Origin of the sequence: Kordia antarctica, from assembly GCF_009901525.1 — a bacterium.
In the GTDB taxonomy this organism is placed as follows: domain Bacteria; phylum Bacteroidota; class Bacteroidia; order Flavobacteriales; family Flavobacteriaceae; genus Kordia; species Kordia antarctica.
In genome coordinates, this window is the sequence record NZ_CP019288.1 from 4412648 (window position 1) to 4437206 (window position 24559).

17 protein-coding genes and 1 pseudogene are annotated in these 24559 nt (G+C 32.6%); 11 read left to right on the forward strand and 7 right to left on the reverse strand.

What is annotated here, in order from left to right; translation table 11 throughout:
- Positions 1-4: 4 nt before the first annotated feature.
- From IMCC3317_RS18480 to IMCC3317_RS18495, 4 genes are all read right to left on the reverse strand, one after another.
- Positions 5-436 (reverse strand): DUF1573 domain-containing protein, encoded by a 432-nt coding sequence (locus IMCC3317_RS18480; protein WP_160130962.1) that lies wholly within the window; start codon positions 434-436, stop codon positions 5-7.
- A gap of 2 nt (positions 437-438) precedes the next feature.
- On the reverse strand, positions 439-1608 hold the full coding sequence (locus tag IMCC3317_RS18485; RefSeq protein WP_160130963.1) for a hypothetical protein: 1170 nt from the start codon (positions 1606-1608) through the stop codon (positions 439-441).
- A 345-nt stretch (positions 1609-1953) separates the two neighbouring features.
- A complete protein-coding gene (locus tag IMCC3317_RS18490; protein ID WP_160130964.1) occupies positions 1954-2223 on the reverse strand; it encodes a hypothetical protein in 270 nt (89 codons plus the stop codon).
- A 111-nt stretch (positions 2224-2334) separates the two neighbouring features.
- Complete coding sequence (locus IMCC3317_RS18495) at positions 2335-3393, reverse strand: efflux RND transporter periplasmic adaptor subunit (RefSeq protein ID WP_160130965.1); 1059 nt, start codon at positions 3391-3393, stop codon at positions 2335-2337.
- Positions 3394-3528: 135 nt separating this feature from the next.
- Between IMCC3317_RS18495 and IMCC3317_RS18500 the strand changes: the two genes are divergently transcribed.
- Positions 3529-6636, forward strand: a complete 3108-nt coding sequence (locus tag IMCC3317_RS18500) for an efflux RND transporter permease subunit (protein WP_160130966.1) — start codon at positions 3529-3531, stop codon at positions 6634-6636.
- A 264-nt stretch (positions 6637-6900) separates the two neighbouring features.
- Here the strand turns inward: IMCC3317_RS18500 and IMCC3317_RS18505 are convergent, their stop codons facing one another.
- Both IMCC3317_RS18505 and IMCC3317_RS18510 read right to left on the reverse strand, forming a co-directional pair.
- Positions 6901-7569: an RluA family pseudouridine synthase gene (locus tag IMCC3317_RS18505; RefSeq protein WP_160130967.1), complete on the reverse strand. Its 669-nt coding sequence runs from the start codon at positions 7567-7569 to the stop codon at positions 6901-6903.
- Positions 7570-7626: 57 nt separating this feature from the next.
- Positions 7627-9579 (reverse strand): YgiQ family radical SAM protein, encoded by a 1953-nt coding sequence (locus IMCC3317_RS18510; RefSeq protein WP_160130968.1) that lies wholly within the window; start codon positions 9577-9579, stop codon positions 7627-7629.
- 529 nt (positions 9580-10108) lie between these two features.
- On the opposite strand from IMCC3317_RS18510, the gene IMCC3317_RS18515 reads away from it, so the two are divergent.
- From IMCC3317_RS18515 to IMCC3317_RS18550, 9 genes and pseudogenes are all read left to right on the forward strand, one after another.
- Positions 10109-11029 (forward strand): polysaccharide lyase family 7 protein, encoded by a 921-nt coding sequence (locus tag IMCC3317_RS18515; protein WP_228054844.1) that lies wholly within the window; start codon positions 10109-10111, stop codon positions 11027-11029.
- Between the two features lie 56 nt (positions 11030-11085).
- Positions 11086-13374: a heparinase II/III domain-containing protein gene (locus IMCC3317_RS18520; protein WP_160130970.1), complete on the forward strand. Its 2289-nt coding sequence runs from the start codon at positions 11086-11088 to the stop codon at positions 13372-13374.
- A gap of 19 nt (positions 13375-13393) precedes the next feature.
- Positions 13394-13768, forward strand: a complete 375-nt coding sequence (locus tag IMCC3317_RS18525; RefSeq protein WP_160130971.1) for a cupin domain-containing protein — start codon at positions 13394-13396, stop codon at positions 13766-13768.
- Between the two features lie 51 nt (positions 13769-13819).
- A pseudogene (locus tag IMCC3317_RS23920) lies at positions 13820-13927 on the forward strand (cupin domain-containing protein); the annotation flags it as partial.
- A gap of 327 nt (positions 13928-14254) precedes the next feature.
- Positions 14255-17392 (forward strand): SusC/RagA family TonB-linked outer membrane protein, encoded by a 3138-nt coding sequence (locus IMCC3317_RS18530; RefSeq protein ID WP_228054846.1) that lies wholly within the window; start codon positions 14255-14257, stop codon positions 17390-17392.
- A 79-nt stretch (positions 17393-17471) separates the two neighbouring features.
- The gene (locus IMCC3317_RS18535; protein WP_228054848.1) at positions 17472-18716 is read left to right on the forward strand and encodes a RagB/SusD family nutrient uptake outer membrane protein; all 1245 of its coding nucleotides are present in this window, start codon (positions 17472-17474) and stop codon (positions 18714-18716) included.
- Between the two features lie 372 nt (positions 18717-19088).
- Complete coding sequence (locus IMCC3317_RS18540) at positions 19089-19790, forward strand: FadR/GntR family transcriptional regulator (RefSeq protein ID WP_160130974.1); 702 nt, start codon at positions 19089-19091, stop codon at positions 19788-19790.
- Positions 19791-19998: 208 nt separating this feature from the next.
- Positions 19999-21300, forward strand: coding sequence for an MFS transporter (locus IMCC3317_RS18545; RefSeq protein WP_160130975.1), 1302 nt, complete (start codon positions 19999-20001; stop codon positions 21298-21300).
- A 45-nt stretch (positions 21301-21345) separates the two neighbouring features.
- Complete coding sequence (locus tag IMCC3317_RS18550; RefSeq protein WP_160130976.1) at positions 21346-22107, forward strand: SDR family NAD(P)-dependent oxidoreductase; 762 nt, start codon at positions 21346-21348, stop codon at positions 22105-22107.
- 188 nt (positions 22108-22295) lie between these two features.
- Here the strand turns inward: IMCC3317_RS18550 and IMCC3317_RS18555 are convergent, their stop codons facing one another.
- On the reverse strand, positions 22296-23318 hold the full coding sequence (locus IMCC3317_RS18555) for a LacI family DNA-binding transcriptional regulator (RefSeq protein WP_160130977.1): 1023 nt from the start codon (positions 23316-23318) through the stop codon (positions 22296-22298).
- A 146-nt stretch (positions 23319-23464) separates the two neighbouring features.
- On the opposite strand from IMCC3317_RS18555, the gene IMCC3317_RS18560 reads away from it, so the two are divergent.
- Positions 23465-24505, forward strand: a complete 1041-nt coding sequence (locus IMCC3317_RS18560) for a sugar kinase (RefSeq protein ID WP_160130978.1) — start codon at positions 23465-23467, stop codon at positions 24503-24505.
- Positions 24506-24559 lie beyond the last annotated feature (54 nt).

A 24559-nucleotide genomic window follows, 5' to 3' on the forward strand; every position in this document is an offset into this window, starting at 1 on the left:
CTTGTTATTCCACAGTAACTCTTAGTGTTAATTTGTAAAATTTAGTTTTTGTATTTGCTTTTACTATCGTATAGGAAGTGTTTTTTCCAACTCTATTGTCTGAATCGTATGTAAGCGTGATAAATCCATCTTCATTTGGTGGAATTGTATATGAGCTCAGCTCATAAGTAGTACAAGTACATTCAGGGTTTACATATTCTATTCTTAATGTATCTTTGCTTGGATTGTTGAATTTAAAATCAGCTTTTAATATTTCGCCTTCTGAAATTGTTTTGAAATCAAACACTTTCTTTGAGAATTTTAAAAGAGGATAACTTTTCTCTTCTGACTCTTTTGCAATTATTGATTCTTTTGGAGTCTCTGTTTTTTTTACTTCTTCATTACATGAAATGAGAGAAATGAAAAAAAGTAATACATAAAACGTGTTTTTTTGCATGATTACTCAATATTAGGAAGTGTAAATTTATAGGCTTTCAATGTTAACTCATCTTCTTCTAAAATGGCATCAGAGTAAAAATAGGGATCAATATATCCTGCGACTTTAAATCCTTTTGGTACATCAACATCCGCAACTAATACATTCCCTTTATAAATTTGTAATCCATCAACACCTTCGGCTATAGGCTTATGGTAGCTTCTAAAGAATATATCCTTTTCTTCTATATGTTTAACGTCTGTATAGTAACTCGTATTAGGTTTTTTGTTTTGATAGATACTCATGATACCGTCGATCTCTTGACTATTAAATTCAGGATAATTCGTCATCATATTTTTTCCAGCATTTCCAAACGTATAGATGTTTTCATGCTCATCATTATAAACATAAATCAATGAATCTATTGGGTGATTTACATACATCTGATTTTTACTATCCATCACATAATCAAAAGTATCATAAGCTCCTAAATAATTATAGTTTAAATACTCTCTAGATTTTCTGCCAAAAACAGACTTTACTTTGCCTGATTCTAAATCAAGATCTGCAAAAATTCTTGACATATCATAATATTCTTTCGTGTAGTATTTGTTAAAAAGTATGTGATTCGCTTCTACAGTAAAATATACATTATTATTAGAATTTGTTTGAATTTTAAAGTTCTCGTAGTGTGGAGAATACAATCGCTGCTCATCTGGATCTAAATTGTCAGCATTTATTTCCCAGCCAGCTTTTGTAAGATTCCATTTCATTACAAATTTTTTCTCTCTTTCCCAATTTTCATCATGAATATGCACATCAAACACAGAGCCCATAAACAAGTGTTTGCCGTTAGGTAATCGTTTGTAAGCATCAATAAAACCTGTGTCCAATTCGTTTGGACCTGCACCTTGTCCTAAGTTTTGAGATTGAATCTTTCCGTCTTTATCAAAAGTAAATATCCAACAAAATCGTTGATCTATAAAGTTGATTTCATTTTTATAAATATCAAAGAAACCATTGTAAGATGATTCAATAGGATCAAAAACTACTGTGTCTAATGCTATTGTATTGAAAGCAATTTTCTTTTCAGATTTGTTTACACCATTAAAGAAATTTGAATTGGGTTTTTTATCAGTACTACAACTGATAAATAAAAAAGCGATAAGCACTAATTTTATTAATATCTTCATATATGTATATAATTGATATTGCATATCCGCTAACTTTCATAAAAGGTATAAAGTGCGTCATCCTGAACTTGATTCAGAATCTCATATAGCCAAGAATTAAAGACATAATAATAAGACCTTGAACTTGATTCAAGGTGACGGTTAGTGATGTGATAAAAAGCGGATATACAATAATTGATGAAGCATGAAACTGTCTAAAAAGTCGAATTTTCGTCAAACCGAACTTGATTCGGTTTCCCATAATCATTGAAAATCAATATAATGAGATTCTGAATCAAGTTCAGAATGACGCTTTCAAACACTTTTCAGACAACCTCATGCTTTTTTTTTAAAATTTAGTAAAGCTTAGCGGCAATTTTCGTCATACTCCCAACATTTTACATTTGGTTTGTCAGCAGTTCCACTTGCACATAAAGTGAGATCTCCTCCATTGTTCAAGGCTTTACATTTAGTTTCTTGTTCAACTTTAACACAGTAGCATTTAATAGGTACTACGTCAGCGTCAACTCTTGTAGGGGTTTGAGCATCGCTAGTAGTTTGAGCATTAACAGAAAATAAAGTAGCAATGCCGAATAGTACCACCATTAATAGTGGAATTAAATTCTTTTTTTTCATGATTTTGGTTTTTTGGTTATACCCAAATATGGCAAAAATAATCGAGAAAAGCAAATTTTTTACAGTATAAGTAGATAAAAAAGTATATAAAAATGTAGAAAATTCAGTACTTTATTGAGTGATTTTAACTTTAGAATTATGAGATAAATTTAAATTTCCTGAAATTATAATCGTATCTCCTAGTTGTAGTCCTTTTTCAATAGCATAGCTTTTACTATTTTCATCTTTCACTGCTACATAATTCCATTTAGCAACCCCATTTTCTAAAGTGAAAACAACTTCTTTGTTTGAGCGTAAAACCAATGCTTCTTTTGGAATTACTACAATATCTTTCACAACTCTATTTAGTATAATTTTTACATTCATACCATCAAATAAAGATGCTTCTAAAAAAGCTATTTTGGCTTTTACTTGTATGAGTCCGTTATCATCAACTAGTGGATTAATTTCAGTTATAAAGCCATTGTACGTTTTATCTTGATTGGCAAAAGTAGTAATAGTAACTTCCTGGTTTTTGTGTATAAATTCCAATTCGGTTTCTAGTACAGGAAAAACAACTTCTAGTTGATGTTCTGCAATAACAAAACAAAAAACATCTCCTGAAGTAATAAAGTTTCCTATTTTGCTCTCTAAATTTGCTATGATGCCTTTATAAGGAGCTTTTAAAACAGTTTGTTCATATAATATGTTGGCTCTTTTTAGGGTATTTTCTGTTTCATAATATCCACTTTGGATCTTTATAGTATGTAAAATTTTCGACTTTGTCTCATCATTTTTGGTAGTTTTAAAACCGTACCTTATTTCTTCTTCTTTTAACTTATTGTTAGCTTTATCAAAGTTAATTTGAGCTCTGTCAAGCTGGTTTTTTAACATGGCATTATCTAAAGTTGCTATAATTTGTCCCTTAGCAACTTCTTGTCCATTTTTTACACGGATTGATGCTAAACGCTCACTCATTTTAAACCTTAACTCAGTTTTATTGATCGCTTCAATTTTACCATTGGAAATAATTTGTTGCATAAAGCGATCCTGTTGCAAAGTTGCAACGGAAACTTCGGTAGCTTCATTCAGTTTTTGATCAGCTATAACATCAGTATCAATACCTTTTTTATTTGATGTATTGCAGCTAATGAAAAACAATACACAACATCCAATAATTACTTTTATCATAAAAATCTTTTTAAGACTTTAACACATTTTAATATACAACAAATATGATAATAAATATAAAATTTTAAGTATATACTTACTTAAGCATGTCTGTTTTTTTACCAAATTATGTATGTTTGTTAAAAATAGTTACACTTGCGTATTTCAAATTTTAAAATATTTTCAATATTTACCGTACTATCTTTAGTAGGTGTTTTCTTTTTTTTTAAACTTTCTGTAAAGTTAAATCCGAGCTCTTCATTACCTTCTATAACTGTAAGTTACAATTGGAGTAATGCCTCTCCCTATAGTTTAGAACGAAGCATTACTTCCAAACTAGAAGCTAGTTTTTCAACATTGAAAGGCGTAAAAGCAATAAAGTCCAAAAGTTCTAAAGGCAATGGGTATATTCTTTTAGAATTTGACACTTATAAAGACTTAGATATTGCTCGTTTTGAGGTTGCCATGTTGATTCGGCAAGTGTATAAAAAATTACCTGAGCAATCTAGTTATCCTACGATAAACATTAATAGACCTAATGATGAAGAAGATAGCGCATTTTTATCCTACAGCATCAAAGCAAATACGAGTGCATTATCAATAAAAGAACAGGTTACATCGTCAATAGAACCCATCATAGGAGCCATTAAAGATGTAGACCATACTGAAGTTTCTGGAGCTAATGCTAAAGAGTATGTTATTACCACGGATAACCTTTTATTAAAAACACTAAAAATTAGTAAAAATGATATTGCACAAGCGCTACAGAAGGCTTTCGCCAAAGAAGGATTAGGGAGTTTTATTAGAAATGAACGCTTTTTAACTTTTTCTATAGTTCCTCATAGCCAACTCCTCGACAAAAATATACCCATAAAGAAAATACAAAATAGAATTATATACTTAAGGGATATTGCCACTATAATGAAACAAGAACAAGAAGCACAAAGTTTCTTTAGAATCAATGGAGATAATGCAGTTACCCTACACATATTCCCTAGAAAAAGGGCAAATGTGATTTCTTTAGCGGATGAAATAGAAAATATCTTACGTATAGAAAGCGAAAATTTACCCAAAGGATATACAATTACCAAAACGTATGATAGCACAGAATATTTGAAGCAGGAATTGGCTAAAATTTATAAAAGATCTTTTTATACCGTTGGAATTTTGTTGCTTTTTATTTTATGCATCTATGGAAGTTTAAAATATTTACTAATAGCTGTAATTAGCTTAGGCGCGAATATTTGTATTGCATTTCTATTCTATTTTCTTTTTCAAATAGAAATACAATTATATTCATTGGCAGGTATTACTATTTCTTTAGGATTAATTATTGATAATAGTATTGTCATGATTGATCATATAAAGCATCAACACAATAAGTCGGTTTTTATATCAATTTTAGCCGCTACTTTAACGACTATAGGAGCCTTATCAGTAATTTATTTCTTGGATGATCAGCATAAAATGAATTTAATCGATTTTGCATTAGTCATTATGATCAACTTAAGTATCTCACTAGGCGTTGCTTTTTATTTGATTCCTGCTTTGATGGAAAAAATTCAAATACCTTTCAAAGCTGAAAAGAACTGGAGTAGCGCATTGAAGAAGCGATTCTACAACATTTATAGACACATTATTTCCTTTCAACTCCGATTTAAAAAATTAGCCATTCTAATTATTATTTTAATTTTTGGAATTCCATTTTTTATGCTTCCTGATAAATTGGAGAAAAATGAGACTTGGTATGAAAAAACATACAATAACACCTTAGGAAGCGATTGGTATGTAGAAAATGTAAAACCACATATTGACACCTATTTAGGAGGAACATTTCGATTGTTTAATGTGTATGTTTTTGAAAATGTTTATTACAGTAGAAATGCTGAAAACAAATTATATGTCATTGCTACTTTAGAAAAAGGAGCAACCGTACATCAAGTGAATGAGGTTTTTTTGACTATTGAAAACTATCTAAAGCAATATGAAGCGATAAAAAAGTTTACAACGATTGTATACAATGACTATGGGCGTATTGAAATTACTTTTAAAAATCAATATTCTAATAGTGTATTTCCTGATGAATTAAAGTCTAGAATCATAGAAAAAGTAATCAACTTTGGTGGAATGGATTGGAGTGTTTATGGTGTAGGTAGAGGCTTTAATAATCAAAGTGGCTCCAATGAATACACAAACTTTTCTGTCACTGCAAAAGGCTACAATTATGATGAACTCAATAGTTGGGCAGACAGTCTAAAAGTTTCTTTGAAGGAACATCCAAGAATACAAAAAATATATGTTAGAGAGAATAGCCCTTTCATGAAAAAGCCTACATATGAATATCGCTTTTTACTAGATAGGGAAAAGCTAGCACTGGCAAATATAACTACAATGGAAATTATAGAGGAACTGCAATATAACACGCTATCAAAAAATCAAGATTTTTCATTAAATGTACAAGGAGAAAACATTCCAATTCGATTAGAATCAAAACAATCAAAAGAGTTTGATATTTGGCATATAAAAAATATTCCTTTAGATAGTTTAAAAGTGCCGATACTATTAAAAAATATAGCAGAAGTGTCTAAAGAGAGACAAGATGAAAGCATTTATAGAGAAAATCAAGAATACATCAGACTCGTTCAATTTGAATACACAGGGACTGAAAAATACGGTTCAGATGTATTGGATGCAAAACTTGAAAAACTGAAAGAAAAGTTGCCAATTGGTTATACTTTTGAGAAATCTAAACGGAGTAATTTATTTACAATCGACGAAAACAACTATACAGCTTTGTTGATATTAGTTTTAGGAATTATATATTTAATTTGCGCTATTCTATTTGAAAGCTTAAAACAGCCTTTTATTATTTTAAGCTTAGTGCCGATTACATTTATAGGTGTTTTTTTAACCTTTTATGTATTTAATTTTAGTTTTGATCAAGGAGGTCTAGCATGCTTTATTCTGCTTAGTGGAATAACAGTTAACTCTAGTATTTTTATAATTAATGGATTTAATAATTTAAAGAAAGAATTCCCTAATACTGATAAATTACAGCTTTATATAGAAGCATTTAAACAAAAAATAGTTCCAATATTACTTACTATACTATCTACAATTTTAGGATTTATACCTTTTGTGATTGAAGGACAAAATGAAGTGTTCTGGTTTGCACTTGGCGCAGGTACAATAGGAGGATTACTATTTTCTCTAATAGCAATATTTTTCTACCTTCCAATTTTTACACTAAAAAAAATAGTTTGATGTATCCTATGGATTGAATTATAAAATCAGTTTTTTAAATTGATGTACCTTTTTCAAATCCTCCACCAAAAAGTTTGAACTTTGAAGGTTCGAGATCACAAAATTTCTTTCATTTATTTGGAAGGGATTTTGTTTTATGAAAAACCTACCAGAGTTGGAGTTCAATAATAAAATAAATAATGGATAGCGATTTGTCCGTTTTTTTATAGTTGATCATTCTGTTATACGAAATCGGGAGTATCTGATGAAAAATACTTGAGAAGTCTAAATAGATTTGAATGTCCAAAAAGCGTTCGTAGGCAAAGGTGCTTCGAAGGTTTTGATTTCTTTAGAGTCAGGCATTTCAAAGGTTAATTTCCATGCGTGAAGACAAATTGAAAGCGGTAAGTATTCTTGATGTGAACCATACTTTTCATCTCCAATAATAGGAAGATTAATGTTTGCTAATTGGGCACGTATTTGGTGAAATCTGCCAGTTTTTGGTCTAACCTCTAAAAGATATCCAAAATCATTTTTATCGATCACTTCATAGGACAGCATGCAGTTTAGCGTGTCTTTTGATTTTGATTGAACGATTTCTGCTCTTTTTTCTTTGTTATTTTTTACGAGAAAATTTACTAAGTTTCCTTTATTCTTTGCTGGCTTATTTTTGACAATTGCCAAATACGTTTTTTGAATTTTACGACTACTAAACAAATCATTAAAAGCTACAAGAACACTTTTTTTCTTGGCAAGAATTAAAACGCCACTTGTGACGCGATCTAATCTATGTATAATTCCTATATAAGGCTTCCGTTTACTTTTTAAAAGGTGAGTAAGAACTTGTGTTTCAACAGTGATATCTTCGTAGTGACTTTTCTCACTGATGAGACCTGCAGCTTTGTTTACGACTAAATAATCGTTGTTTTCATGGATTATTTCAAGCTTCGGCATTAATGGTTTTCTTTATCTATCTAAAACTAAAACTAAAACTAAAACAAAAGCTATAATTTAACGTCGCTTCTTTCTAGATTTGTGTTTGCGTTTTTGACTTGAACGACTTGAAGGAATCGCATCATCAAACGTGTTTTTTACCTCTTTTGGTTTAATGCTTCTCCAAGAATTAGTTTCCTCTTCGGGCACTAACGCTTCTACTAAATCTTTTCTGCCTAGTTTATTCAACGTTTTACGAATCCAACCTTTATTTTCCTTTTTATACCAAAAGAAGAAACGATGCTGCTCTTCCTTTTCTTTTTTAGATTTTGGAGTTTTGGTTGGTTTTAAGGTATATGGATGATAACCACTATAATAAATAACCGTTGCAACCGTCATTGGTGTTGGTGTAAAGCCTTGTACTTGCTCTAACTGAAAACCCATATCCTTAGTTTCAGCAGCCAAATTTGCCATATCTTCTACTTCGCAAGCAGGATGATTTGAAATAAAATAAGGAATCAATTGAAGCTTTAAGTTCTTCTTAATATTGATTTTGTCAAAACGCTCTTTAAACTTATGAAAATATTTAAATGACGGTTTACGCATTAACTTTAAAACGGGATCAGACGTATGTTCTGGAGCTACTTTTAAACGTCCAGAAATATGTTTTGTCATCACTTCTTCTGTATAATCATCTAATTCTTTTGGATCCGCATTCTTATTGAATTCAGGGACCAACATATCGTGACGAATGCCACTTCCAATAAATGATTTTTTTATTTTAGGATGACTATCTACTGCCTGATATAATTTGGTGAGCGGTTTATGAGACGTATCTAAATTACTGCAAATTACAGGCGAAATACAAGAAGGTGCTACACATTTGTCGCAAATGGATTGTACTTTCCCTTTCATTTTATACATATTAGCAGATGGTCCGCCAATATCTGACAAATAGCCTTTAAAATCAGGCATATTGGCAACTTTATCTACTTCTCTTAATATTGATTCTTCACTACGACTTGCAATAAATTTTCCTTGATGTGCAGATATCGTACAGAAACTACAACCTCCAAAACAACCACGATGAATATTGATAGAAGTCTTAATCATCTCAAACGCAGGAATTGGTCCACGCTTATTATATTTTGGATGTGGTAAACGTGTATAAGGTAAATCGAAAGAAGCGTCAATTTCCTTTTCTGTCATGGTAGGATATGGTGGATTTATCACCAATGTTCTCTCTTTTATATTTTGAAAAATTCGTCTTGCTTTAAGCTTGTTAGATTCTTGCTCTATCACTTTAAAGTTAGAAGCAAACTTCTTCTTATCCTTTAAACAAACTTCATGTGATTGAATTTCGACATCATCCCAATTTTTATTTTTAGGAATGGCTTCATCTTTAGTCACTAAAAAAGCGGTTTGCTTTATAGTTCTTAAACTTGAAAAAGGCACTCCTTTTTGCAATAGCTTCACAATTTCTCGCAAAGGTTGTTCTCCCATTCCATAAACCAACATATCTGCTTTCGAAGTTTCTAAAATACTTGGCATTAGTTTATCACTCCAATAATCGTAGTGCGTTACGCGACGCAGAGAAGCTTCAATTCCTCCTATTAAAACAGGAACATTTGGAAATTTATCTTTTAAAATACTTGAATAAACTGATGTGGCGTAATCTGGTCGAAATCCTTTATCACCATTTGGTGAATAGGCATCTTTATCTCTACGTTTTTTACTCGCGGTATAATTACTTACCATAGGATCCATACAACCACCAGTAACTCCAAAAAATAATTTTGGAATTCCTAATTTTGTAAAATCCTGCAAATCATCATTCACACTTGGTTGCGGAACAATAGCTACTTTTAATCCATAACTCTCCAAAATACGACCAATAACGGCTGGTCCAAATGAAGGATGATCTACATAAGCGTCTCCGCTAAATAGAATCACATCTAATTCCTCCCAACCTCGAATTTTTACTTCTTTGTTCGTTGTTGGTAACCAATCTGAAAGTTTATTTGTCTGCATATGAGTGCAAAGATACGGTTAATTAGTTTTACAACTAAACGGTAAAGTCCATCTGCGTAAATTTGTTGCTTAATTTATTTAGAGTTTGCAAAAACCCAAAATAATTCGAGGAGTTACAGCCATAAAATGGCTATTACTTTCATATAAAGCTCCTGTTATTATGCTAAATAAGAGAAATATACGGAAGTTTTGTGATTACATATTTTGTCTTTAGAGACTATTTTTTCACCTGTTATAACCTCAAAAGGGTGCTTTCTTAATCCTGTTTTCAGTTTTTTCACATTGTAGTATGTTGAAAATTAAAAATTTACACTTTGGCGACCTCTGAGTTTAACTTAGAGACAACTATTACATTAATAATAAATTCAGCTTTTTCTGCGAAATTGTCTGTAAATAAGCTTTAAAATGGTAATATCTTCATTAAAACCCTCAATTTATACCTAAAAATTTGCTGCATTCAGAAATATACTTATATTTGGTAAACCAATCTGGTTAACCAATTTAAAATATGTATCTAAAATTATCTATTTTGAGTCGTATACACAAAGTGCTATTGCTGTCTGTTTGTTTGATTATTTCTACAAGTTGCTCAAGTGATGATGAATTAGACAGACCAACGCCTACAAATACGTCAACTCCAACAACTCCAGACCCGACGCCACCAGTTGTAAACTTTGCAGATATTGATTTTACAGATTGGAAAGTCACACTTCCTGTTGATGAAAACAACGACGGAAAACCTGACGAATATCAACCAAACGAATTAATAAACTTTGGCTATCAAACTTTAGCGCCTGTACAACCTTATATGTATGATGATGCAGATGATGAATCGGTAGTTTTCTACACGTTTCCAGAGGTTTCTACGACAAATAGTTCGTATTCGCGTACGGAATTACGAGAATTAATAAATCCTTCAAACTCAAGAGAAAATTGGACGTTGCTAGAAGGTGGAATTATGCAAGGTCGCTTAAAAGTGGTTGACGTTTCAGAAAATTCCAACTCAAGTGATACGTATCATAAAGTGATTGTGATGCAAATTCACGGAATCATTTCGGAAGCAGATATGGCAACACATGGTTTCTCATCAAACAATAGTCCGCCATTAATTAAAATCTATTGGAAAGACGGATATGTTTGGTCGCACAAAAAATCATTAATCGATGAAAGCACTTCTGGCGATGATTTACTAGAGACTTCAAACAGTACTTGGTACGACATTAAAGAAAATTTAGGGTATGTTGGTTATGATGCTTTCGATTTTAAAATTGAAGCTTCTGACGCAAAAATTACTGTTACACTCAATAATGAATCTCCTTTTATATATGAAGATGTGAGTCTGGACAAATGGCCATTTGAAAACTATTTCAAAGCAGGTAATTACTTAACAACAACAGATGCTAATGCATTTTCTTATGTAAAATATTATAATCTATATCTAACTCATTAAAATAAAAATAAAGGTACAGATATTAAAGATTTAGGAATTATTTCTAAAAACTAACTATGAAAATAAGACATAACACAATAGTAAAATTTGCAATAGTTGCGCTTGTTTTTACAATATTTTCTTGTGAAAAAGAAGCGGAGACTGTTTCTGACAATAAAAAATCAACTTCAACTTCACAACAACATCCTAATTTAATATTAACAGTTCAAGGTGTAAAAGACATTAGAGCGCAATTGGGTAACATTCCAATTTTTGATAACACCTTAAAAGTGGTTCAAGAAGAAATAGACGCAGAAATTGCAGCAGGAATAGAAACACCAATTCCAAAAGATTATTCAGGCGGTTACACTCATGTTCGTCACAAGCGCAACATGATAGTTTTACAAAAAGCAGGCGTTTTATATCAAATTTTAGACGACGAAAAATATGCCAAGTATGTAAAAGATATGTTGATGCAATACGAAGAAATGTACAAAACATTGCCATTGCATCCAAAAACTCGTTCGTATGCTAGAGGTAAATTATTTTGGCAATGCTTAAACGATTCCAATTGGTTGGTTTATGTGAGTCAAGCATACGATTGTATCTATAATTACTTATCGGAAGAAGAACGCAACAAGCTAGAAACCAACTTATTCAGACCATTTGCAGATCATATTTCCATAGACAGTCCGCAATTTTACCAAAGAGTACACAATCACAGTACTTGGGGAAATGCCGCTGTTGGTATGATTGGTTTGGTAATGAATGATGAAGAATTAATTGATCGTGCTTTATATGGAATTAAAGATTTAAAATTAGATACCAAAGAAAAAGATGATGATGGAGGATTTTTAAATAAAGACGGAAAAGCAGGTTTTCTAGCAAACATAGAAGAACCTTTTTCGCCAGATGGTTATTACAATGAAGGTCCATATTACCAACGATATGCAATGTATCCTTTTTTAGTTTTTGCGGAAGGATTACATAATGTAAAACCTGAATTGAAGATTTTTGAATACAAAGAAGGTGTACTTTTAAAATCGATTAATGCACTTTTAAACTTATCGGATGCAGATGGAGATTTTTTTCCGTTGAACGATGGTCAAAAAGGAATGTCCTATTACAACAGTGCTTTAGTGACTGCGGTAGATATTTCGTATCATTTTGGAGAACAAGATCCAGGATTATTAAGCATTGCAACAGCACAAGACCGCGTATTATTAGACGATTCTGGTTTGGCAGTTGCACTTGGTATAAAAAATAGGAAGGCAAAACCATTTGACAAAAAATCAATCAATCTATCCGATGGACCAAATGGAACACAAGGCGGCGTTGGGATCTTAAGAAATGAAGACATCGAACTTGTTTTCAAATATGCTGCACAAGGATCCAGTCATGGGCATTATGATAAATTATCGTATTCATTATTCGAAAAAGGAGAAGAAATACTTCAAGATTACGGATTGGCACGTTTTGTAAACATTGAGCAAAAAGGTGGCGGTAATTACTTAAAAGAAAACAAAACGTGGGCAAAACAAACTATTGCACACAATACACTAACTCAAAATGAAACTTCTCACTTTAATGCAAAATATGAAATAGGAAGTCAAAACCATTCCGTATTACATTACTTTTCTTCAGAAAATGAAAACGTTCAAGTTGCAAGTGCAAAAGAAGTAAACGCATATCCTGGAACCGAAATGCTTCGAACTATGGCAATCATTAAAGATGAAGATTTCGAAAAACCATACATGTTAGACATTATGAAAGTGGTTTCTAATAAAGCGAATCAATATGATTTTCCATATTACTTTTTAGGTCAAGTAGTAACTACCAATTTCGAATACAAAACACCAGAAACTTTAAAAACTTTAGGAAGCAAAAACGGATACCAACATTTATATGTAGAAGGAACAGCAAAAACTACTGCGGATAATACTAAATTTTCTTGGTTAAACAAGGGGAAATTTTACAGCTTAACAACGGTATCTAACACGAACGACGAAATACTATTTACAAGAATTGGTGCAAACGATCCAGCATTCAATCTAAGAAGAGAAGCTGCATTAATGGTAAGAAGGAAAAATACTAAAAACACACTTTTTGTTTCAACAATAGAAGCACATGGTAGTTACAGTCCGGTTTCAGAATCTGCGGTAAATTCAAACAGTAGTATCAAAGAATTAAAAGTTGTTGTTAATACTGAAGATTATACAGCAATTGCAATAACCAATGTAAATGGAATTACGAAACTATTTATAACTGCAAACAAAGATGCTTCAAAAGAAGCGACACATACATTAAAAATAAACGATGTAAACTATACTTGGAAAGGTGGATTTACATTTCAAAAAATCAATTAATCATAAAAAAATAAAAACAATGAATCGATTTAGTGAAAAGTATATCATTTCAAAAGATATGAAATGGGAAGAGCTTGGAGGAGGCGTATCAAGAAAGTTCTTAGGGTATGATAATCAAATTATGATGGTAAGAGTGAAATTTGACAAAGGAGCATTAGGTTCCCCACATCAACATTTTCACACACAAGCTACTTATTGTGTTTCTGGTAAATTTGAATTTGAAATTGATGGAGAAAAGCAACTTGTAGAAGCAGGAGATGGTGTATATATAGAACCTAATTTATTGCATAGTGCAGTTTGTTTAGAAGAAGGAGAACTAATTGACACATTTAGTCCTGTAAGAGAAGATTTCTTAAGTGGAGATGCGGTATCATATTTTGGAGATAAATCATAAGGAAAAAATCTGCTAGCCACTACGAGAAGTTGAAACAGTTTAGTTGATTATGGAAATTCAGTGTACATTCCACATCATATACTGCATGGAGCAGTTTGTACAGAAAAAAGAATCTTAATAGATGTGTTTAGTCCTATTAGAGAGGACTTTATGAAATAATTACATTAAACGGGTTAAAATTTAACGTTTTATTAATAAAATTCACGAAAACGTTGGAATTAACAAAATTTTATACATATATTTGGTTAACCAATCTGGTTAACCAATTCATTAATCATAAAAAAAGGATAGGTGCACGCCTATCCTTTTGGAATATTACTTCTTTGGAAGGGAAGTAAAATTATACATAATTGCTTAACGCAACTTGCATACCGCTAAAATACAAAAAAATAGTATGGTAGAATTGTAGCTTTGAGTAATTAGTCAAATATTAACTAATTTAAATAACCTATTATGAATTTAAAAAGTAAGCTGACCTGCATTGCAATGTTGCTCTTTTGCGTCACAATGTATGCGCAGGAATCTTTTACCCTAAAGGGGAAAGTCGTTGCCACATCGGACAGTCAACCTGTACCTGGTGTAAATGTGCTTAATGTAAAAACATCGAAAGGTACTGCAACAGACTTCGATGGACTTTATCAAATTGTTGTGACTCAAGGTGATGTTCTACAATTCTCGTCTATCGGATTTGTAACAAAAACGGTGACCATTACAGATCAAAAAACACTTAATGTTTCCTTAGAAGATGATGCTTCAGCACTTGATGAAGTTGTGATTGTTGGGTATGGTACACGTAAAAAATCACATCTTACAGGATCAGTAGCACAAATAAAGGGTAAGGATGTTGCAGCTGTACAAGCTACACGTGTTGATGAAGCACTAGCCGGTAAATTATCGGGTGTTTTGATTCAAAATACAAGTGGAGAGCCTGGTGCAGATTTAAAGATTCAAGTAAGGGCAGCTTCATCTATTTCAGGTGATTCAAGTCCGTTAATTGTTGTTGATGGGTTTCCAATTTCTGGAAATTTAGCAACTGTTAACCCAAACGATATTGAAAGTTTGGAAGTTTTAAAAGATGCTGCTTCTTCAGCTATTTATGGTTCTAGAGGTGCAAATGGTGTTATCTTGGTTACAACCAAAAAAGGTAAGACAGGTAAAACTACCTTTAGTTATAATACGTATTTTAGTACATCAAGTAAGTACCAAAGGGACAATCTAAATATGAATGCTAACAAATGGGCTAATACTATAGAGAGTAATATAGCCAACGGGAGTTTTGATGTTTCTGAGGTAGATCCGGCTTTATTAAATTATAGAATAAATGCTTATAGAAATTCACCTGGTGCTATAAGTCCAGAAGAATGGCTTTTTCAAAACGGTAATAGTACAAGTCATGACCTTAGTATGAGTGGTGGTAATGAAAATGTAAAATATTTTGCATCTATTGGTTATCAAGATACTGAAGGTATTGCAATTACTCAAGAGTTTGAAAGAATTAATGCGCGTTTGAATATCGATGCTAAATTGGGCGACAAGTTAAAAGCAGGATTAAGTTTTAATGGATTTAAATCTGATAGAGCAATACTTGCTCATGATCAAAGAGATCTTTTAAGAGCTTATGGAGTACATCCTATTTATCATACCGCAGAATCTATTGCATTCGTTCAACAATTGGATGTTGAAGCTCAAAATTTGGGGTTATCTCCATTTGACGATGGTTACAGAGGAGGTAGTTTAGGTGTTGATTTAGGTGTTAATAGTAGCATCTATACATTACAACCTGGTGATACTGCACAAGACTGGCATTATGGAAGATCTGGTAATGGTATTGGAGGATCAGGAGATGCAGGTCCTGCAACAAAGCTTGACAATGCAGAACGAACACAACGAACGTATTTCGCTAATGTTAATACGTATTTACAATACACTATTATAGAAGGGTTAAATATAAAAACTGTTTTAGGAGCAGATGTTAACGATACTCAAGACTATTATTACCAAGGACTTGAGGCAGATTCTAGATTACGTACTAATCAAACTGACTTAGATCAGACAGACGTAAAAAGATCTTCAATATTAAGTGTAACTACGTTAGATTATTCAAAACAAATAGGAAAGCATGATATAGCTGCTTTAGTTGGTGTAGAATTTCAAAATTTCTACATCGATGGAACTGCATTAAGAGGTACAAATGTCCCATATGGCGATATTGTTAACTATAATTTGTTAGATCCTGCAGATATTACTGTAACGGAAAGAGATGAGGAAATTAACAGACAGAGTATTTTTGGAAGAATTAACTATGCGTATGACAATCGTTATTTAGCATCTGTTTCAGTAAGAAGAGATGGTGATTCTCGTTTTGGAGCCAATGAAAAACATGCAACATTCCCAGCACTTTCTTTAGGATGGAATGTGCATAACGAATCTTTTTATGAGTCAGAACTTCTATCGCTATTAAAACTAAGATTTAGTATTGGTTCTCTAGGAACTACTGCTTTTTTAGGAGCTTATGATGCGTTAAGTCTTTTAAATTCTGGACCATCAGTATTTGGGAATGCATTTGGAATCCCTAATAATATTGCAAACCCAGATTTAACTTGGCAAACCAATACAGAGACCAACTTTGGTACTGATTTAGGGTTTGTAAATAATCGTTTTAGATTAAGTGTAGATTATTACACATCTAATATTGAAGACATCTTGCTTAGTAGAAGTGTTTCTGAAGTCTTAGGTACAACAAGTGTACTAATTAATTCAGGTGATGTTGAAAGTACTGGTTTGGAATTTGAACTAAGTGCAACTATCATAAATAATGATGACTTCTCTTGGAATGTTAGCGGTAACTTATCTACAGTTAATACAGAAATTAAAGACCTAGATGGTTTAGACGAATTACCACCAACTGTTTACGGTCAAAGTGGTAGAGGTCCAGAATTTAGAAACTATGTTGGTGGAGAAATAGGTGAAATGTGGGGATTAGAAACTACTGGAGAAATTGAAATGATTCATGTAGCAGATCCAACAAGAACCGTTGGTGCCACTAGTGGAGAATATTATGTAAAAGATCAAAATGGTGATGGTGTAATAAATAGAGACGATTATGTTAAAATAGGGCAAAATACACCAGATTTTTATTGGGGTTTCAATAGTCAAATGAAATATAAAGATTTTGATATGTCACTTCAATTTCAAGGATCACATGGAGCAGAAGTTTTCAATATTGACCCATTATATTGGCAATCACAATTTGGTGGAAGATTACGTGATAGTTTTGATGCTAATGACGATGGTATTGCTGATGCTAATGGACGCCATTTTACACGAGCAAGAGATCAAACAGATGCTGTGATACAAGATGCATCATATGTAGCATTAAGAAACCTAACTATTGGTTATACACTTGATAGTGATTTAACTAATAAATTTGGTATCAGTTCTCTTAGAGTTTATGCTGCAGCAACTAATTTATTATATTTCTGGTCAAGTGATTATACATCATTTAATCCAGAAGGTATAGAAACTACCAATGGAGGTTATTTAGGACCTACAACTTCTGGTGTTCAAGTAGGAGCAAGTCCAGTTGCACGAAGTTTTACTTTCGGTTTAAATGTTAACTTTTAAATAAAAAAAAATGAAAAATATATATTTATTATTAGGATCGTTGCTGTTTATAACAGCATGTTCATCAGATTTAGATCAAGTGCCACCTAATATCGCTAGTTCAGATTCTTTGACAGATTTTACCGGAGTTTTAAATGCTGCATATTTTTATCAGCTTGGATCTGTTACGCCAATGGCAGTAATGGGTGACTTCAGAGCCGATAACGCTTTAATGGATGAAGAACCATATCCTGCATTTGATAGATACAACGGTGATTTATTTGATGGAACTCTAAACAATCAATTTTTTCGCCCTTTCTATTCAGCTTTATACAAGTCAATATTAAGTGCTAATAATGTAATTGAAAATTCTTCAGATGCTACTCAAATAGCAGAAGCTAGATTCTTAAGAGCTTTATCTTATTTCAAATTAGTACAAATGTTTGGTGATGTTACTGTAAATTTATCTGCTGCACCAAGCGTAACAGATACCTCTATTTTAGTAAGACAACCAGCTACTGATGTTTATAACAATGTTATCATTCCTGATCTACTAGATGCAATAGCTGTTTTAGATAATTCTGGGTTAGCTAGTGGACGAGCGTCTTTAATTGCAACTCAAAGTTTATTAGGTAAAGTGTATGTGCACATGGGTAATTTTAATCTTGCGCAACCATATCTTGCAGATGCTGTAAGCCAAGCTTCTGGAGCAGGTGTTATTTTACAAAATAACTATGCTGATATTTTTGTTAATGATTTAAATTCAGAAATCATATTTGCAACTCAAGTATCAAGCTCTATACCAGATGAATATGGTTTTTCTGAGTTTTGGGAATGGTCTTTTGGATTGGATACAAAAGCGTTAGATCCATTAGATCCATCTCTAATCACTGCATTTAATGTTAGTGAAGCTGGTGGTAATACAGATTTAAGAAGAGTGGTAACTATTGATGAGGCAAATTCTTCATCTCCAAAATTCCCTCAAACAGGTGGCGCAGATCACGATTTTATAGAAATGAGATTAGCGGATGTCATATTATTATATGCGGAAGCATTAAATGAAAATACAAGTACACCTGCTGCCATCATACAATTAAATAAAGTTAGAACTAGAGCAGGTTTGCTAAACACAACTGCAACTACTCAAACTGCAGTAAGAACAGCAATTGCTAATGAAAGAAGATTAGAATTAGCTTTTGAAGGACACAGATGGTTTGATTTGGTTAGAACTGGTACTGCTACAACAGTATTAGGTTTTACAGATACTAACTATTATGTAGCACCTATTCCAATTTCAGAAATAACATCTAGCTTTGGAGCAATCACTCAAAATCCAGGATACTAATATTTGATATCTCTCTTTCTTTGTAAGTCGTCATATTTTGACAAGTACTTACAAAGAAAGAAATCAAATATCGACTTGAGTCATTGGAAAATAACTGTTCCAATAGCAAATAAAAAATGAAGAATCTTTGAAAACTATTTTCAATCACATGATGAAGGTTCATTTGCAAAAGTTCGGTATTACAATTTAGAAGTAACACATTAATATTTAATAAGTTAATTAATTTGAATAAATGCTTTTTGTTGAGTTTTACTGGTCTAATTTAGATCAGTAAGGTTCAATAATTTTTTTTCGAGTTTTAAGAGTGCATTCATCTATAATACTATAAATTTGATATACATAATTTGGTAAACCAATTAGAGAATTTAACGTATGAAATTAGATATCCTAACAAAGACAGAATCATTCGATGTTCAAAAAACGATTATTTCTAAAATAAGAGATTTAATCAATTTAAAAAACTTGGAACCTGGCGACAAACTTCCATCGGAACGTATGTTATCTGAAAAGTTTGAAGTCACGCGAAGTAATGTTAGAGAAGCTATTCAAAAACTTGAATTTTATGGATTACTAAAATCAATTCCGCAAAGTGGAACATTTGTAGCAAACATTGGAGTAACCGCATTAAATGGTATGATTGAAGACATTCTTCGTTTAGAAGAACCAGACTTTAAATCGTTAGTAGAAACCAGAATTTTACTTGAACTCAAAACAGCTCGATTAGCAGCATTGCGAAGAACAGATGAAGATCTTGTTAAAATGAAAGAAGCTTTAGATGCGTATTCTGAAAAAGTTAACAACGGCGAAGATGCCGTTCAAGAAGATTTACTATTTCACCTAGCCATCGCAAAAGCTTCTGGGAATAGCACGATGAACACATTCATGCTTATCATTACACCAGAAATCATTACAAACTTTGAAAAATATCATGTGTGTGATAAAAGTTTAGCGGAATTAGGAATTGTAGAACATCAAAGTATTTTTGATGCAATAAAAAAGCAAGATCCGCAATTAGCAAAACAAAAAATGAAAGAACATTTTAAAATATTATACCAATACTGTTATAATACTTAAATGAAAACAAAATATCCAATTTTGAAGATGCACGGCTTCAACATTGCAATACAAAATATACGAAGGGAAGTAATTTTATAGATAGAAACGTAACACACATTTCTTCAACATACAAATTACACACAAAATACACAGGAGCGAATTTGCTCAAAAATCATCGTACAATGCTTGTTCTCACAAGGATTTGTATCACTGATGCATAAAAATTATGAAATTAAAAGGATTAAGATGGTGGGTTATAGGGCTAATAGCTTTAGCAACTGTTATTAACTATATCGATAGGCAAGCTTTGGTAGTTTTATGGCCAAGTATTGCAGAAGATTTATATCCAGATAAATCTACAACGGAAAGAAAAGAAATTTATGCGCTAATTTCGGTAGTCTTTATGTTTTCATATGCATTTGGACAATCTATTTTTGGAAAAATATTCGATAAGGTTGGAACAAGAATAGGTTTTGTTTTATCCATTGGGTTTTGGTCAATATCTACCGCACTTCATGCCTTAGCTAATGGTGTATTAAGCTTTGCTTTCTTTAGATCAATACTAGGAATATCTGAGGCAGGAAACTGGCCAGGAGCAGCAAAAGGAAATGCAGAATGGTTTCCTTCAAACGAAAGAGCTTTTGCACAAGGATTGTTCAACTCTGGTGCCGCAATAGGAGGTATTATAGCGATACCAACCATTGCTTTTTTAACCGTTTATTTTAGTTGGCAAATGATATTTGTCATCGTAGGTCTCATTGGTTTACTCTGGTTAATTCCTTGGTTAATATTAGTAAAAGCACCGCCAAAAGAGCATCCTTGGTTAACAGCAGCTGAAAAAGCACATATTCTTGGTGGTCAAAAATTAAAAGAGAAAGAAGTAGCTATCGAAAAATTAGAAGAATACAATCCTTCTACAGGAGAATTACTTTCACGCAAACAAAGTTGGGGAGTTATTATTGCTTCTGCAGCAATAGATCCAATATGGTGGTTATTCGTATTTTGGATTCCAATATACTTATCAGAAGTATATGGTATGGACGTAAAAGCAATTGGTATTTACGGTTGGGTTCCTTATGTTGGCGCTATGTTAGGTGCTTGGTTTGGAGGTTTATATGCTCAAAACAGACTAAAAGCTGGATGGAATGTCAATAAAACTCGTAAAGTAGTGATAACGCTTGGGTGTATTATTATGCTTCCAGCTTTATTAGCCTTGTCAAGCCCAGGTTCACCTATTGCGGCAGTATTAATAATGGCTGTCGTTCTATTTGGTTTTCAAACAGCCATTGGAAATGTACAAACATTACCAAGTGATTTATATGGAAAGAAAACAGTAGGTACGCTTTCTGGTTTTGCAGGTACAGCAGCAAAATTATCTGGTGCAGGTTTAGTAGCTTTAGTACCAATGTTAACAGTTGGCGGTAATTATGCACCTGCTTTTATAATTGGAGCAGTATTAGCATTTATAGTAATAGCGAGCGTTTGGATTTTGATTCCTAAAATTGAACCATTAAAATCAAAAAGTTAACTAAAATATTTATTCAAAATAAAATAAAAATCAAAAAAAATTAATATGAGCAATAAAGGAAAAATAGCTGTAGTTACAGGAGCTACAGGAGGAATTGGATTTGAAGTAGCAAAAAGATTAGGGAATGACGGATATACAGTAGTTTTAAACGGTATTGACGACAAAGCAGGAGCAGAACGAGTTAAAGAACTTACTGACGCAGGAATCATTGCTGAATATCTAGGATTCGATGTTACAAAAGAAGATGCAGTAACCACAAACATTAAGAAAATAGGTGACAAATACGGTAAAATAGATGTGCTAGTAAACAATGCTGGAGGTTTAGGTGGAAGATCTCGATTTGAAGAAATGACAACTGAATTTTATAGATTTGTAATGGCACTCAACTTGGATTCTGTATTTTTTGCTTCAAGAGCAGCAATTCCATACCTTAAAAAAGGAGAACATCCTTCAATCATAAACTATACATCAAATGCAGGATGGACTGCTGGTGGACCAGGAGCAGGAATTTACGGAACATCAAAAGCGGGTGTGCATGCAATAACGAGAGCCTTAGCAAAAGATTTAGCTGAATACGGTATTCGAGTAAATGCAGTATCTCCAGGAACAATTGATACGCCATTTCATGCACAAATTAAGGCAACGAAGCCAGAAGTTTTTGCTTCGTGGGCAAACAATATTATGTTAGGTAGATTAGGTCAGCCAGAAGATGTAGCCGGCGTTATCTCTTTCTTAGCAAGTAAAGATGCATCATTTATCACGGCGGAAACTATCCAAATTGGTGGCGGACAAGCATTAGGAATATAAAAAATATTTCATTTTTTGATAGTAATTTGTAACTATCAAAAAAGTCAAAATTTCGTCAAGCCGAACTTGATTCGGTTTCTCATCATTATTGAAAATCAGTATAATGAGATTCTGAATCAAGTTCAGAATGACGCCTTGTAAAGTTTTTTTGGTAGCAAGTAAGCGTTATTGTTTTTAAACAGTAACGCTTATTTTTTTTGAGAAGAATCGCGTTCAATCAATTCTGCATCTAAAATAATTTTATTTAAGGTCTGTTTTACAGTATCCATCTTAACACGTTCCAAAAAAGTTTGAGCTGCCAATTGACCAATTTGGGCACTATGTTGATTAATACTTGTAAGCGTTGGAGTTACCAAAGATGTAAAAGGTTCGTTACCAAAACCAACCAAGCAAATATCATTTGGAACACTAATATTGTTTTCTTTCAACAATTGCAACGCTCCTAAAGCGGCATAATCACTAGCGATATAAACAGCATCTGGCGGATTTTTCAATGCTAATAATTCTTGCATTTTCAAGCGTCCATCTTCCAACGTTAAACTACTTTCAATTAGTAAATCATCTTCATGAGGTAAGTCATATTTATGAATTGCATCAATATAACCTCTAATTCTATTATTAAAAATTCGAGTATGTCTAAAACCGCCAATATGTGCGATACGTTTGCATCCTTTTGAGATTAAATGCTCTACAATCATAAAACTACTATCATAATCGTTTATTCCAATATAATCAACATTCAAGTCGTTTTCACCTCTATCAAATAATATCAATGGAATGCCTTTAGATTTTATTTTTTCATAATAGGAAAGATCAACAGTTTCATTCGCCATAGAAGCAATAATTCCATCAACTTGCGTAAAAAGTAACGTATCAATACTGCTACATTCTTTTTTAAAAGACTCGTTAGATTGTGTAATAATAATATTATAACCTTCTTTCGTAAGTACTTCTTCTATATTTTGAATGACCGAGGAAAAAAAATTGCTACTAGTTCTAGGCACAATTACACCCACTAAATTACTTTTTCCACTTCGCAATGCACTTGCCAAGTGATTTGGTTGATAATTCAATTCCTTAGCAACACGCTTAACAGCAGCCTTCGTTTTTGCACTTATTCTAGAATCATCATGAAGCGCTTTTGAAACAGCCGCCGGAGAAATATTCAAAACATTTGCAATGTCTTTTATAGTAGTTCTTTTTTTATTCACTTAGTTTTTATATATTTGCTTAATCGTTTAAGCAAAAATAGCATTTTACGCCACAAAATCAAAACATAGTTGTTTTGATTTATTTTTAACAATCTGCTTAAACGTTTAACCAAAAAGATATTTAACCAATTTAAGACCTATAAAAGATGAGTAAAGTAGTCACTTTCGGAGAAATTATGCTTCGTTTAGCACCTCCAGGATTTTTAAGATTTTCGCAAACAAATAACTTCGATGTAGTATATGGTGGAGGAGAATCTAATGTAGCTGTTTCTTTAGCTAATTATGGAGTTTCAGTTGATTTTGTAACAAGATTGCCCAACAACGATATCGGACAATGCGCGATGATGGAAATGCGGAAACGTGGTGTTGGCGTTGATAAAATTGTTTATGGTGGAGATCGTTTAGGAATCTATTTCTTAGAAACTGGTGCCGTAAGTAGAGGAAGTAAAGTTGTCTATGACAGAGCGCATTCAGCTATAGCTGAAGTTGAATCTGGAATGATTGATTGGGATTCAGTTTTTGAAGGCGTAGAATGGTTTCATTGGACAGGAATTACACCTGCAATATCGCAAGGAGCAGCAGACGTATGTTTAGAAGCAGTAAAAGCAGCAAGTGCAAAAGGAATTACAATTTCGACAGATTTAAATTACAGAGCAAAACTTTGGAATTACGGCGGAGATCGTGAAGCAATTATGACGGAATTAACGTCGTATTGTGACATTATCTTAGGAAATGAAGAAGATGCAGAAAAGCATTTCGGAATTCATCCAGAAGGTTTAGATGTTCATAAACACGGACATGATGTAAAAGCAGAAGCTTTCTTATCAGTTTGTAAACAAATGATGGAAAAATTCCCAAGAGCTAAAAAAGTAATTACAACGTTAAGAGGTTCTATTTCTGCTTCACACAATACGTGGGCAGGCGTTTTATATGATGGTTCAAAAATGTATGAAACACGCCAATACCAAATTACAGATATTGTAGATAGAGTTGGTGGTGGAGATTCATTTATGGGCGGATTAATCTACGGATTGCTAAAATACCCAGAAGATGACCAAAATGCACTAGATTTTGCAGTTGCAGCATCTTGCCTGAAACATACAATAAAAGGAGACGCGAATTTAGCAACCATAGCTGAAGTAGAGAAATTAATGGGCGGAGACGCTTCTGGAAGAGTCGCGAGATAAAACATCGATTTATTTATTTAACGAATAAACAAATAAACGATTCAACAAACACAC

Coding starts and splice junctions, on each gene's coding strand:
- IMCC3317_RS18520 (WP_160130970.1), top strand. CDS start 11,086: ATGAAAATAAGACATAACACAATAGTAAAATTTGCAATAGTTGCGCTT.
- IMCC3317_RS18550 (WP_160130976.1), top strand. CDS start 21,346: ATGAGCAATAAAGGAAAAATAGCTGTAGTTACAGGAGCTACAGGAGGA.
- IMCC3317_RS18530 (WP_228054846.1), top strand. CDS start 14,255: ATGTTGCTCTTTTGCGTCACAATGTATGCGCAGGAATCTTTTACCCTA.
- IMCC3317_RS18560 (WP_160130978.1), top strand. CDS start 23,465: ATGAGTAAAGTAGTCACTTTCGGAGAAATTATGCTTCGTTTAGCACCT.
- IMCC3317_RS18505 (WP_160130967.1), bottom strand. CDS start 7,569: ATGCCGAAGCTTGAAATAATCCATGAAAACAACGATTATTTAGTCGTA.
- IMCC3317_RS18510 (WP_160130968.1), bottom strand. CDS start 9,579: ATGCAGACAAATAAACTTTCAGATTGGTTACCAACAACGAACAAAGAA.
- IMCC3317_RS18485 (WP_160130963.1), bottom strand. CDS start 1,608: ATGAAGATATTAATAAAATTAGTGCTTATCGCTTTTTTATTTATCAGT.
- IMCC3317_RS18495 (WP_160130965.1), bottom strand. CDS start 3,393: ATGATAAAAGTAATTATTGGATGTTGTGTATTGTTTTTCATTAGCTGC.
- IMCC3317_RS18525 (WP_160130971.1), top strand. CDS start 13,394: ATGAATCGATTTAGTGAAAAGTATATCATTTCAAAAGATATGAAATGG.
- IMCC3317_RS18545 (WP_160130975.1), top strand. CDS start 19,999: ATGAAATTAAAAGGATTAAGATGGTGGGTTATAGGGCTAATAGCTTTA.
- IMCC3317_RS18540 (WP_160130974.1), top strand. CDS start 19,089: ATGAAATTAGATATCCTAACAAAGACAGAATCATTCGATGTTCAAAAA.
- IMCC3317_RS18480 (WP_160130962.1), bottom strand. CDS start 436: ATGCAAAAAAACACGTTTTATGTATTACTTTTTTTCATTTCTCTCATT.
- IMCC3317_RS18490 (WP_160130964.1), bottom strand. CDS start 2,223: ATGAAAAAAAAGAATTTAATTCCACTATTAATGGTGGTACTATTCGGC.